Annotated in this window: 10 protein-coding genes; 4 read left to right on the top strand and 6 right to left on the bottom strand. The window is 60.3% G+C overall.

Going from position 1 to position 12,082, the window contains the following annotated elements:
* Nucleotides 1-37 precede the first annotated feature (37 nt).
* A complete protein-coding gene (locus AB5Y86_RS02075; RefSeq protein ID WP_159144343.1) occupies nt 38-349 on the top strand; it encodes a heavy metal-binding domain-containing protein in 312 nt (103 codons plus the stop codon).
* Nucleotides 350-688: 339 nt separating this feature from the next.
* Here the strand turns inward: AB5Y86_RS02075 and cysC are convergent, their stop codons facing one another.
* The 5 genes from cysC to cysG all read right to left on the bottom strand — a co-directional run bounded on the left by cysC (nt 689) and on the right by cysG (nt 7,088).
* Entirely contained in the window at nt 689-1,279 is a 591-nt protein-coding gene (cysC, locus tag AB5Y86_RS02070) for an adenylyl-sulfate kinase (protein ID WP_279461605.1), read from the bottom strand.
* A gap of 138 nt (nt 1,280-1,417) precedes the next feature.
* Nucleotides 1,418-3,142, bottom strand: coding sequence for an SLC13 family permease (locus AB5Y86_RS02065; RefSeq protein WP_005362933.1), 1,725 nt, complete (start codon nt 3,140-3,142; stop codon nt 1,418-1,420).
* Nucleotides 3,143-3,146: 4 nt separating this feature from the next.
* Nucleotides 3,147-4,574: a sulfate adenylyltransferase subunit CysN gene (gene cysN / locus AB5Y86_RS02060; RefSeq protein WP_058059675.1), complete on the bottom strand. Its 1,428-nt coding sequence runs from the start codon at nt 4,572-4,574 to the stop codon at nt 3,147-3,149.
* A 12-nt stretch (nt 4,575-4,586) separates the two neighbouring features.
* On the bottom strand, nt 4,587-5,555 hold the full coding sequence (cysD, locus tag AB5Y86_RS02055) for a sulfate adenylyltransferase subunit CysD (RefSeq protein ID WP_368191935.1): 969 nt from the start codon (nt 5,553-5,555) through the stop codon (nt 4,587-4,589).
* Between the two features lie 96 nt (nt 5,556-5,651).
* A complete protein-coding gene (gene cysG, locus AB5Y86_RS02050) occupies nt 5,652-7,088 on the bottom strand; it encodes a siroheme synthase CysG (RefSeq protein WP_368191934.1) in 1,437 nt (478 codons plus the stop codon).
* A gap of 197 nt (nt 7,089-7,285) precedes the next feature.
* Here cysG and AB5Y86_RS02045 point away from each other — a divergent pair, with 197 nt between their 5' ends.
* Both AB5Y86_RS02045 and AB5Y86_RS02040 read left to right on the top strand, forming a co-directional pair.
* Nucleotides 7,286-8,209 carry an SPFH domain-containing protein gene (locus AB5Y86_RS02045; RefSeq protein ID WP_368191957.1) on the top strand — a complete coding sequence of 308 codons (924 nt, stop codon included), beginning with the start codon at nt 7,286-7,288 and terminating at the stop codon, nt 8,207-8,209.
* Nucleotides 8,206-8,661 (top strand): NfeD family protein, encoded by a 456-nt coding sequence (locus AB5Y86_RS02040; RefSeq protein ID WP_005354718.1) that lies wholly within the window; start codon nt 8,206-8,208, stop codon nt 8,659-8,661. Before AB5Y86_RS02045 ends, AB5Y86_RS02040 begins: the two co-directional genes overlap by 4 nt.
* A 69-nt stretch (nt 8,662-8,730) precedes the next feature.
* On the opposite strand, the gene AB5Y86_RS02035 is transcribed toward AB5Y86_RS02040, so the two are convergent.
* Nucleotides 8,731-10,836: a methyl-accepting chemotaxis protein gene (locus tag AB5Y86_RS02035; protein ID WP_110303547.1), complete on the bottom strand. Its 2,106-nt coding sequence runs from the start codon at nt 10,834-10,836 to the stop codon at nt 8,731-8,733.
* Between the two features lie 140 nt (nt 10,837-10,976).
* On the opposite strand from AB5Y86_RS02035, the gene nadA reads away from it, so the two are divergent.
* Nucleotides 10,977-12,050 (top strand): quinolinate synthase NadA, encoded by a 1,074-nt coding sequence (nadA, locus tag AB5Y86_RS02030; RefSeq protein WP_005343233.1) that lies wholly within the window; start codon nt 10,977-10,979, stop codon nt 12,048-12,050.
* The last annotated feature ends 32 nt before the right edge of the window (nt 12,051-12,082 follow it).

The following is a 12,082-nucleotide window of genomic DNA, read 5'->3' as shown; positions in this document are numbered from 1 at the left end:
CCACAATTAAAAGTTAAAGCAATAAAAAGGAGAGAGCATGGGTTTATTTGGCTTAAGTGGTCCCGAAGAAAGTTCGGCCCTTATAGAAGGGTGCTATACGCTTCAAGAAATACCAGGTAGGAAAATTACAAAGTCACTTGGTTTGATTGAATATACAAAAAAAGGAATCGCCGGAGATATCCCAAAAATAAGTGATGAAATATTTCGCAGCTTATTCTCTGCCGCTAAAGAGAAGGGAGCCAATGCTGTAGTAAATGTACGTCTTGTTTCCGGCTCTTATCACGCGCAAGGCTCGCAGTGGGAAGTCACATATGTGGTAGCTTATGGTGATGCTGTGATTGCAGAATGAAAAATGCTCTAACAATGCGCTTTTGTATGACGATTCACCACGATGCGGCTTGCGCCACACTGCTTAAACGTTAGCCCGTAGGTTCGAATAGCGCAGCGTATTCGGACAATCGCGAATAACCCCGCCGAAATATAAGCAGGGATCGGAAGATCCCTTTGTGGGGTTGCTATCGACCGCCTTGGGGTGGCTCAAGACTCGCCGGTGCCACTATAAGCTGGATTAATGGGTTTTCCGACAATCCCCCAACTTTTGCTTATAGTGGCTGCTGCCAGCCCAGCAGCGCCTGTGGTAGCCAAGTGGCAGACCACTGGGCGCTTGTTATAGGTTCTTCCGATCCAATTACAGATAGTTCCCCTGCCGCAGGGCGGTCAGCAACTCATCCACTAACACTTCCACCGGTTTACCGGCATTAAGCAGATGAATTTCCGGCTGCTCCGGCGCCTCGTAAGCGGAGTCGATTCCGGTAAAGTTACGAATCTCCCCTGCCCTAGCCTTCTTGTAGAGCCCCTTGGGATCGCGCTCTTCACAGATGGCGAGCGGCGCATCGACAAAGACTTCGACAAACTCCCCTTTGCCCAAGAGGCTGCGCACCAGCGCCCGCTCGGCACGAAACGGCGAGATAAAGGCGGTAAGCACGATCAGACCCGCATCCACCATCAGTTTCGCCACTTCGCCGACCCGACGGATATTCTCCTGCCGCGCAGCATCATCGAAACCGAGATCGCCGCACAGGCCGTGCCGCACATTGTCCCCATCCAGCAGATAGGTGTGCTTGCCTTGTGCCGCCAGCGCCTGCTCCAGCGCCCCCGCCAGGGTCGATTTGCCCGCCCCGGAGAGCCCGGTAAACCAGATCACCAGTGGCTTTTGCCCTTTAAGCTCGGCCCGGCTCTGTTTGTCCACGGCATGCTTGTGCCACACGATATTGCTCATCCAACACTCCTTGATTGGCGCTCACGCCTCAAAACTTAAACTGTCCGGCACCACGGGGAGCCGCTTCGGACTATCAGCCGCCAACGTGCTGATGCCATGGTATTGCTCACCCAACACGCCTTGATTGGCGCTCACGCCTTAAAACGGAAACAGCAGGGGCACCATCACAATCACCCCGAGGCTATAGGCCAGCGAGACCGGCAGGGCCAGCTTGAGGTAGTCCGGCATCTTGTAGTTGCCCGCGGCATAGACCATCAGGTTGGTCTGGTAGCCGTAGGGCAGGATAAAGCTGGAGCTCGCCCCGAACAGCACCGCCAGAATAAACGGCATGGTCGAGACATCCATGCTGAGCGCCAGCTGGTAACCCATGGGGAAGGCCAGCGCGGCGGCGGCGTTATTGCTCATCAGCTCGGTCAGCACCAACGTAAACACATAGATACCGATAAAGGCGATGATGGGGCTGGCACCGTTGAACTCCCCCATCAGCCAGTCGGCGATAAGCTTGGCCAGCCCGCTTTTTTCCAGCTGATCGGCAATGGCGAGCGCCCCACCCACCACCAGCCAGATATCCAGCGGAAAGCGGCGGCGGATCTCGTCCAGGGTCAGAATGCGGGTGAGCAGCAGCGCCACCAGCATCAGCAGCAAACCCTTGAACAGCGGCACCAGATCGAATACCGAGAGCGCCAACACCCCGAGAAACCCCAGCACCACGGCGGCGCTGCGCTTGCCATCGAGGCGGGTGGAGGCTTCCAGCCCGCTCACCACCACAAACTCCCGCCCCAGCGACTTGTTGCGGGCAAACTGGGGACCGGGGGCCAGCAGCAGGGTATCACCGGCGTGCAGCTCAATCTGGCCGAGGCCACCGGTGAGCTGGGTTTCGCCGCGGCGCACCGCCAGTACCACCGCATCGAAGTGGGTACGAAATTCGGCATCCTTGATGGTCTGACCCACCAGCCGCGAGCTGTGGCTGACGATCACCTCCACCAGATGCTGGCCATTGAGGCGGTGCTGGCCGTAGAGATCCAGCCCCTTCATCTCCTGCAATACGCCGACGCTCTCCACATCGCCGCAAAAGAGCAGCACGTCCCCTTCGTGCAGCTCGTGTTCCGGCTGCACCGGGCAGATCACCTGATCGCCGCGAATGATTTCCGCCAGATAGAGGCTTTTCAGGCTGCGCAGGCCGTTCTCCTTGACGCTGCGCCCCGCCAGCGGCGAACCGGCGCCCACCTTGGCTTCGAGAAAGTAGCCGGATTCGCGGCTCATCTCGGTATCCTGCTCCGGCAGGTGACGGGCAAACAGCAGCACGGCCACCAGACCGGTCAGCAGGGTGCCCGCCCCCACCATAAAGAAGTCGAACATGCCGAGCGGCGGTGCCCCCATCTTGATGAGGAAGCTGTTGACGATCAGGTTGGTGGAGGTGCCGATCAGGGTCAGCACCCCGCCAAAGGTGGCCGCGAAGCACATGGGCAGCAGCAGCCGCGACGGCGCGTGGTTGGGGTTGCGTTTGACCGCTCCCAGCATGGAGGCCACCACGGCGGTGTTATTGACGAAGGCCGACAGGAAGGCGGTGGAGAACCACACCTTCACCAGCACCTTGTTGAATGAACCCGTGCCCACCAGATTGGCGAACCAGCTCATGATGCGGGTCTTCTCCACCGCCAGCGACACCAGCAGCAACAGCACCAGCGTCAACAGAGCACTGTTGGTGTAGCCCGCCACCACGGCATTGATATCCGCCAGCCCGCTCAGGTAGGTGATGAGCACGGCGCCCGAGAAGAGCAGCGCCGGGCGGAGTTTGCCCTGGATCAGCAGGGCCACGAGAGCAGCCAGCAGACCCAGCACCAGGAATTGTTGCCAGGTCATGGGCTTACTCCTTGCTTGTGTCGTTACCGATGGCAAGGGCTTGCCAGTGCGGGAAGTGCTTGCGCACCAAGGCGTTGAGCTCGATTTCGAACTCGCTGTAGTGCCCTTTTACCGCTTTGGCGGCCAAGCCTTCCACTATCATGCCGGCGCCGACGGTGACATTGGTCAGCCGGTCGATCAGGATAAAGCTGCCGGTATCGCGGATCTCCTGATACGGGTCGAACGCCACCGGATCGGTGAGGCTCAGCTCGCACAGGCCGATCTCGTTGAGCTTGAGCTCGCTCGCAGGCAACTCGTCCAGCTTGTTGATCTCGATGCGATGGCGGATGGCCTCCACCTGACCGCGACTCTTCTTGGTGGCCAGTTTGACGTCGTAGACCCGACCCGGTTGCAGGGACTCCTCCCCCATCCAGACGATATGGGCCAGCACATTCTGGGTCACTTGCGGCTGCTTGGCAGCATCCACCAGCAGGTCGCCGCGGCTGATGTCGATCTCGTCGGCGAAGGTGACTGTGATGGCCTGACCCGGCAGGGCGTACTCCAGATCTCCGTCGAAGGTGACGATGCGGGTGACTGTGCTCTCCTTGCCCGACGGCAGCACCGCAAGCCGGTCGCCCACCCGCAGGATGCCGGAGGCGAGCGTACCCGCGAAGCCGCGAAAATCGAGGTTGGGGCGGTTCACATACTGCACCGGCAGGCGCACCGGATGACGCTCCAGCTCGCGCTCAACCTCGGCAGACTCCAGCAGAGCAAGCAGAGTTTCGCCCTGATACCAAGCCAGCTTGTCGCTCTGGTTGACCACGTTGTCACCGTCCAGCGCCGAAACCGGCACGATATGGATGGTGTCGACGCTGAGCTTTTTGGCGAACTCGCGGTAATCGGCGCTGATGCGCTCGAACACCTCTTGGCTGAACTCCACCAGATCCATCTTGTTGACCGCCACCACGAACTGCTTTATGCCGAGCAGGCTCGCGATAAAGCTGTGGCGGCGGGTCTGATCCAGCACCCCTTTGCGGGCGTCGATCAGAATGATGGCCAGATCGCAGGTGGAAGCGCCGGTGGCCATGTTGCGGGTGTACTGCTCGTGGCCTGGGGTATCCGAGATGATAAATTTGCGCTTGGCAGTGGAGAAGTAGCGGTAGGCCACGTCGATGGTGATGCCCTGCTCGCGCTCCGCCTGCAGGCCATCCACCAGCAGTGCCAGGTCCAGCTTCTCGCCGGTGGTGCCGAGCTTCTGGCTGTCGGACTCCAGCGCTTTGAGCTGATCTTCATAAATCTGCTGGGAGTCGTGCAGCAGGCGACCGATAAGGGTGCTCTTGCCGTCATCCACGCTGCCGCAGGTGAGAAAACGCAGCAGACTCTTGTGCTGCTGGGCGTGCAGATAGGCTTCAATGCCCTGTTCGGTGATGGCGGTCTGAATATGGCTGTTCATGCTGACGACTCCTTAGAAATATCCCTGACGCTTCTTCTGCTCCATGGAGCCGGCCTGATCGTGGTCAATCAGCCGCCCTTGCCGCTCGCTCGAGGTGGTGAGCAGCATCTCTTCAATAATTTCCGGCAAGGTGGTGGCATCGGATTCGATGGCCCCGGTGAGCGGGTAGCAGCCGAGGGTACGGAAACGCACCAGCTCCTGCTTCACCTCATCCTCGGCGGTCAGCGGCATGCGCTCGTCATCCACCATGATCTTGATGCCGTTGCGCTCCACCACCGGACGGTAAGCGGCGAAGTAGAGCGGCACTATGTCGATGTTCTCGAGATAGATGTATTGCCAGATATCCAGCTCGGTCCAGTTGGAGAGCGGGAACACCCGGATGCTCTCTCCCTTGTTGACCTGGCTGTTGTAGACCCGCCACAGCTCCGGACGCTGGTTCTTCGGATCCCAGCGGTGGGACTTGTCACGGAAGGAGTAGACCCGCTCCTTGGCGCGGGACTTCTCCTCGTCGCGGCGGGCGCCACCGAAGGCGGCGTCGAAGCCATATTTGTTGAGCGCCTGCTTGAGCCCCTCGGTCTTCATGATGTCGGTGTGCTTGCCACTGCCGTGCACGAAGGGGTTGATGCCCATGGCGAGCCCTTCCGGGTTCTTGTGGACGATGAGATCCAGCCCGTATTTTTTGGCGGTCTCGTCGCGGAAGGTGATCATCTCCTTGAACTTCCAGTCGGTGTCGACGTGGAGCAAGGGGAACGGGATCTTGCCCGGATAGAAGGCCTTGCGGGCCAGGTGCAGCATGACGGAGGAGTCCTTGCCGATGGAGTACATCATCACCGGGTTTTCAAATTCGGCAGCCACCTCGCGGATGATATGGATGCTCTCGGCTTCCAGCTGCTGCAGATGTGTCAATCTTTCACGAGAGACACCTGCATGACTGCTCTCCGCGTTCGGCTGCTGCAAGTGGGTCAATCTTTCACGGTCCATGTTGGTCCTCGGGTCATTGCTTATGCGCCTGCTCGGGGCGCTGGGTGGTTCAGTGCGCGGCAGCACCGGCAGCCGCATCAAATATCTCTTTCCGGGTCAGGCCAGCTGCACCAGCTTGAGGTCGCAGCCATCGAGATCCGGGTTAGCGCGCTGCTGCTCGCCGCCCAGCTCTCCAAACCAGGCGAGCCGCTCACGCAGGGCAACCACTTCGCCGATGACGATAAGCGACGGGCTCACCGCCTGTTTGGCCAGCTCAGCCAAGTCGGCCAGCGTGCCGGTCAGCACCCGCTGGCGGGATGTGGTGCCGCGCTCGATGATGGCGATGGGGGTGGCTTGGCTTCGGCCGTGATCCACCAACTGCTGCTGGATATGCTCGGAGCGCATCAGCCCCATGTAGATGACAAGGGTCTGACTGGTGGCGGCGAGCTGCTGCCAGTCGGGCTCCTTGCCCTCTTTCTGGCAATGGCCAGTGATAAAGACGGCGCTCTGGGCATAATCACGGTGAGTGAGCGGAATACCTGCATAGGCAGTAGCACCGGCAGCAGCCGTGATGCCGGGCACCACCGAGAAGGGGATGCCTTCATCGGCCAGCACTTCCAGCTCCTCACCACCCCGGCCAAACATAAAGGGATCGCCCCCTTTCAGCCGCACTACCCGATTGCCCGCCTTGGCGTATTCCACCAGCAGGCGATTGGTCTCCTCCTGCGGCACGCTGTGGGCGCCCGCCTTCTTGCCGACCGACACCAGAGTGGCGTCGCGGCGCACCAGATCGAGGATTTCGGCGGAGACCAGCTGGTCGTAGAGCACCACTTCGGCCTGTTGAATCTGTTGCAGCGCCTTGAGGGTCAAGAGGCCCGGATCGCCGGGGCCCGCACCGACCAGCACCACCTCGCCCACTTCGCTTTTCGCCTGATCGAGGCCATCGCTCAGCCACTGCTCGGCACCGTGCCAATCCTCTTTTTCAATCAGGCTGGCGAGGGTGTTGGAGGCAAAGGCGCGCTCCCAGAAGCGGCGGCGATCGGAAATGGAAGAGAGCACCCGCTTGGCCTTGTCACGGACCCGGCCGGAGAGCTCGGTCAGCCCGCCGAGATGGCGCGGCAGCAGGCTCTCCAGCCGCTCGCGCAGCAGGCGCACCAGCACCGGCGCCTTGCCACCGCTGGAGACCGCCACAATCAGCGGCGAGCGATCGATGATCGAGGGGAAGATAAAACTGGAGCGCTTGGGGTCATCCACCACGTTGACGAATAGACCCAGCTGGTTGGCACTCTGATAGACGAGGGCGTTGACTTCGAGGTTGTCGGTAGCTGCCACGACCAGGATCTGGCCTGCCAGATGGGCCGGGGTGAAGCGCTCGGCCAGATGGGTGAAACGACCGGCAAATTCCAAAAATTCCGGTTCAATCTCCGGGGAGACCAGGGTCAGCCGGGCACCGGCTGCCAGCAGCAGGCGCGCCTTGCGCAGGGCAACCTCGCCCCCACCCACCAGCAGTACCGGGCGGCCTTCCAACTTGGCAAACATAGGTAAATAATCCATTTCGGCCCATCCCTCGGAACACGACTAATATGGGGCGACTATAGGCAGGGCAGCTTATCCCTCAAAATAATAAAAAATGCTTTTTAATGCGTTTTGGTAATTAGCAAAACCGATTCATGACAAAGGCGTACGAAGTCACTTGTGGTACCTGACGCCAGACCATAGGCTAGGGACTGTGTTTCATAAGGAGCTAAATGATGAATGAATCATTGATTGTGCTAGGGATTTTCGTGTTCCTGGTGCTCGCCACCCTGAGCGCGGGCATCAAGATCGTGCCCCAGGGCTACAATTGGACGGTGGAGCGCTTCGGCCGCTACACCCGCACCCTGACCCCGGGCCTCAACCTGCTGATCCCCTACGTGGATCGGGTCGGCCACAAGATCATCATGATGGAGCAGGTGCTGGATATCCCGGCACAAGAGGTGATCTCCCGCGACAACGCCAACGTCACCATCGACGCCATCAGCTTTGTGCAGGTGGTGGATGCCCGCAAAGCGGGTTACGAGGTCAACGATCTCACCAGCGCCATCCGCAATCTCACCATGACCAACATGCGCACCGTGCTCGGCGCCATGGAGCTGGACGAGATGCTCTCCCAGCGCGATACCATCAACGAGAAGCTGCTGCGCACCATGGATGCCGCCACCGCCCCCTGGGGTATCAAGGTAACCCGCATCGAGATTAAAGATGTGCGCCCGCCGCTGGCACTGGTCGAGGCGATGAACGCCCAGATGAAGGCCGAGCGCCAGAAACGGGCCGAGGTACTGGAAGCCGAAGGGGTGCGCCAGTCCAAAATCCTGAAAGCGGAAGGCGAAAAGCAGTCCCAGATCCTCAAAGCCGAAGGTGAGCGTCAGGCCGCCTTCCTCGCCGCCGAAGCGCGGGAGCGGGCTGCTGAGGCGGAAGCCAAGGCGACCCACATGGTTTCCCAGGCGATTGCGGATGGAGACCTGCAAGCCATCAACTACTTCGTGGCTCAGAAATATACCGAGGCACTGGCCCGCATCGGTGAAGGCCCCAACAGCAAGATCATCATGATGCCGCTGGAAGCGGGCAGCCTGATTGGCTCGGTGGCTGGCATGGCCGAGCTGTTCAACAAAGATGGCAAGGGCAGCAAGTCATGACTGCCCTGTTAGAGGGGCTGACCCACTGGCACTGGCTGGGGCTCGGCTTTATTCTGCTGGCCATCGAGGTGCTCGGCTCGGTGGGCTTTTTGCTCTGGACCGGCATCGCCGCGCTGGAAGTGGGGCTACTGCTGCTGATCTGGCCCTTTGGCTGGCAGGCGCAGTTGCTGCTGTTTGCGGTGCAATCCCTGCTCACCACCTGGGCCTGGTGGCGCTGGCAGCACCAGCGTGACAACTCGGGTCAGGATGCCGCCAGCACCATCAACGAGCGGATGCAGAGCTATATGGGCCGCGAGCTGACCCTGCTGGATGATGTCGCCCAAGGCACCAGTCGGGTACATCTGGACGACACGGTCTGGACGGTGCGCTGTGACGAGTCGCTGCCAGCGGGCAGCAAAGTCAGGGTGGTCGGGGCCGACTCCCACATCCTGCTGGTTGAACCCCGCAACTGACGCAACTCTGCCGTCGAGTCATAAAAAAGCCCGCGATCGCTAGCGGGCTTTTGTCTCTCTGGCAACGACTCAGGTACGCAGCCGATCGAGCTGACTGGCCAGCGCCGTGGCCGCTTGCTCCAGCGCCTCGCTCAGTTGATGGCTGGAGCTGGCCTCCTGCCCAATCACGTTGGCGGTATCACCAATCCGCATCAAATTCTTGTTGATATCGTCACTGACGGCGCTCTGCTGCTCGGCGGCGGTGGCGACCTGACTGATGTGGTCGTGGATCTGCTGGATCTGGGCCACCACCCGATTGAGCGCCTCGAACGCCTGCTCGGTGCCCTGCACCGTGGTGGTGGAGCGCTCGATGCCGGTATTCATCAGACGCTGACTGCTGCTCACCTCGGTCTGCAGGCTACCAATCAGCTGGCCGATCTCGTCGGTCGATTCACGAGTCTTGTTGGCCAGCGCCCGCACCTCGTCTGCCACCACTGCAAAGCCGCGGCCCATATCACCTGCCCGTGCTGCCTCGATGGCGGCGTTGAGGGCCAGCAGATTGGTCTGCTCGGCAATGGCGCGGATCACATCGAGGATCCGGCTGATATTGGTGCTGCGCTGGGCCACCAGCGCCACCGCCTTGTCCGCCTCATGCATATCGCCGACCAGTGTATGGATCTCGTTGCGGGCATTGCTGAGGGTCTGCTGGGCGGTATTGATGTGGTGGGTCGCCGCTTCCGACTCCTGCGCCGCCTGCTCGGCATAACCCGCCACGCTGACAGCCGTGGTGCTCATCTGATGCATGGCGCTTACCACGCTCTCCAGCTCCAGATTCTGCTCATCCAGACTACTGCGCATGGTGTCGGCGGTATGTTTCATCTCCCGCGCCTGCTGGTAGACCTGCTGACCAATCCCCTTGCTCATTTGCACCATGCCCCGCAACTTGCCGAGGAAGGCATTGAGCTGGGAACCCAGATCGATCAGCTCCTGATGGGTGTCGATCTCCATCTGCTGGGTCAGGTCACCCTCGTTGCTGGAGAGATGGCCCACATGGCGGCTGATAAGAGAAAGTGGCGCAGTGATGGTCTGGATAAACCAGACCAGCAGCCCCAGCACCAGCAGGGTGATACCGCCCATGGCGATGATCTGCTGCCGCTGGGCATCCACCAGCAGGGTGCCCAGTTCATTGCTGATGGCGTGCGCCTTGCTCAGCGCCAGCGCCTTGGGCACCTTGATCATCAACCACCACTGGGTATTGGCTGCCTCAACCCGGATGGGCTGATGAAGAATAAAGTCACTGTCGCTGCTGACCGGCTGACCGTCAGGCAGGGTCAGGCCCACCTCCTTGAGTGGACGGCCCAGCTTGTCGGCATAGCGGTTGCTGCCCACAATCAGCCCCATCTTGCTGACCAGAGTCACATCCGCCTTGTTGTCATAGAGGCTCTTGCCAAGGTTTTCAGCCAGTTGCTGGAAGATGGGCAGGTTCATATCCACCCCGGCCAGCCCGACAAACTTGCCGTCACGCAGCACGGGTACCGTCAAACTGGTCATCAGCATCTTGTTGCCCGGGCTGATTTCGTAGAGGTAGGGCTCCATCAGGCAGGGCTGGCGGGTATCGCGACCACAGAGATACCACTCGCTGTTGCGAATGCCGAACTCGTTGAGGGAGGTATCAAACTTGGCCTCGCTGGCAGCGGCGTCCACCGCTTGCTGAGCGACGGCCCCTCCCTGATCCTTGGTGAAATAGACCTCCAGACTCCCCTTGCCTGCCACCGAGTGGCTGGCCCCGCCCAGCCAGTTGCCATCCTCGCCATCATAGCCATCCGGTTCAAACTGGGCGTAGATGGAGCTGATCCCGCTCGCCTGCTGCAGGCTGCTGCCGAGCAGAGACTCCACTTGGGGTCGCGACAAGCGCAGTTCCGGTTTGGCCATACCGGCTTCAATCTGGGCGGTCACGGTCAGGGGGATCTGATAGGAGTTCTGCATCAGCGAGGCAATCTGGATGGCATAGCGTTCTGCCTGATACTGCAGGCTGCGGGAGACCTCCTCTTCCAATGCATCGCTGGTCTGGGTCATCACCATGTTGCGAAGGGAGCTGAAAGAGGCCGATTGCAACAGGGTCATGGCTAGCCCGGTCAGCAGAAATAGCCCCATGGTAAGGCACAACAACTTGAACTTGAGGGAACGTTGCTTCATGCGACAACTCCTTATGGCAGAATAACAACGAATTACTTGAGTATATTCGCCCACTTGCGCTTCACCCGATTTGTTGATGGGTTTGTGGCAGGCTTCTGGTTATAATTTTTGCCTTCCCGAGCGTTGATGGAACAGTCGCAATGAGCAATGCACTGAGCAGTGTCCCGCCGGTAGTCGCGATGGACTACCCCTTTCCGGCCAAACCTCTTCCCCTGAGTGCCGAGCAGAGAACGACCTTGACCACAGAAATCAAGGCGCTGCTCAAGGAGCGCAAGGCGGTACTGGTCGCCCATTACTACACGGATCCCGAGATCCAGGCGCTGGCTGAAGCCACCGGCGGTTTCGTCGGTGACTCGCTGGAGATGGCCCGCTTTGGCCGCGATCATGAGGCACAAACCCTGATCGTCGCCGGGGTGCGCTTTATGGGGGAAACCTCCAAGATCCTGAGCCCCCACAAGCGGGTGCTGATGCCGACGCTGGAGGCCGAATGCTCGCTTGATCTGGGCTGCCCCATCGAGCAGTTCTCCGCGTTCTGCGATGCCAACCCGGATCATACCGTGGTGGTCTACGCCAATACCTCGGCTGCGGTCAAAGCACGGGCTGACTGGGTCGTTACCTCCAGCATCGCGCTCGAGATCGTCGAACACCTCGATAGCCTGGGTCACAAGATCATTTGGGGCCCGGATCGCCATCTGGGTGCCTATATCGAGAAGAAGACCGGCGCCCAGATGCTGCGCTGGCAGGGCCACTGCATCGTCCACGACGAGTTCAAAGCCCGCGCCCTGCGCGAGCTTAAAGAGCAGAATCCGGACGCCGCCGTGCTGGTTCATCCGGAATCCCCCGCCTCGGTGATCGAGCTAGCCGATGCGGTGGGATCCACCAGTCAGCTGATCAAAGCAGCCAAGGAGCTGCCCCAGCAGAAGCTGATCGTGGCGACCGATCGGGGCATCTTCTACAAGATGCAGCAGGCTTGTCCGGAGAAAGAGATGGTGGAAGCCCCGACCGGTGGCGATGGCGCTACCTGCCGCAGCTGCGCCCATTGCCCCTGGATGGCGATGAACGGTCTGGTGGCGATCAAGGAGGCCCTCACCGATGGTGCCGAACGCCACGAGATCCATGTCGATGAAGCGCTGCGGGTAAAGGCCCTCATTCCGCTCGACCGGATGCTCAATTTCGCCGCCGAACTCAAGCTCAAGACTCAGGGCAACGCCTGATTGCCGCCGTCACCAGATGCAAAGAGGGCTCC

It is taken from the genome of Aeromonas sp. s8 (assembly GCF_040907785.1).
Classification (GTDB): Bacteria; Pseudomonadota; Gammaproteobacteria; order Enterobacterales; family Aeromonadaceae; genus Aeromonas; species Aeromonas veronii.
Note: the sequence above shows the minus strand (reverse complement) of the source record. Positions and strands in the feature narration are given on the sequence as shown.

What these genes read in the sequence shown, in the direction of transcription:
- cysN (WP_058059675.1), bottom strand. Translation starts at nt 4,574, where the DNA reads ATGAACAGCCATATTCAGACCGCCATCACCGAACAGGGCATTGAAGCC.
- cysC (WP_279461605.1), bottom strand. Translation starts at nt 1,279, where the DNA reads ATGAGCAATATCGTGTGGCACAAGCATGCCGTGGACAAACAGAGCCGG.
- AB5Y86_RS02065 (WP_005362933.1), bottom strand. Translation starts at nt 3,142, where the DNA reads ATGACCTGGCAACAATTCCTGGTGCTGGGTCTGCTGGCTGCTCTCGTG.
- cysD (WP_368191935.1), bottom strand. Translation starts at nt 5,555, where the DNA reads ATGGACCGTGAAAGATTGACCCACTTGCAGCAGCCGAACGCGGAGAGC.
- AB5Y86_RS02035 (WP_110303547.1), bottom strand. Translation starts at nt 10,836, where the DNA reads ATGAAGCAACGTTCCCTCAAGTTCAAGTTGTTGTGCCTTACCATGGGG.
- AB5Y86_RS02040 (WP_005354718.1), top strand. Translation starts at nt 8,206, where the DNA reads ATGACTGCCCTGTTAGAGGGGCTGACCCACTGGCACTGGCTGGGGCTC.
- cysG (WP_368191934.1), bottom strand. Translation starts at nt 7,088, where the DNA reads ATGGATTATTTACCTATGTTTGCCAAGTTGGAAGGCCGCCCGGTACTG.
- nadA (WP_005343233.1), top strand. Translation starts at nt 10,977, where the DNA reads ATGAGCAATGCACTGAGCAGTGTCCCGCCGGTAGTCGCGATGGACTAC.
- AB5Y86_RS02075 (WP_159144343.1), top strand. Translation starts at nt 38, where the DNA reads ATGGGTTTATTTGGCTTAAGTGGTCCCGAAGAAAGTTCGGCCCTTATA.
- AB5Y86_RS02045 (WP_368191957.1), top strand. Translation starts at nt 7,286, where the DNA reads ATGAATGAATCATTGATTGTGCTAGGGATTTTCGTGTTCCTGGTGCTC.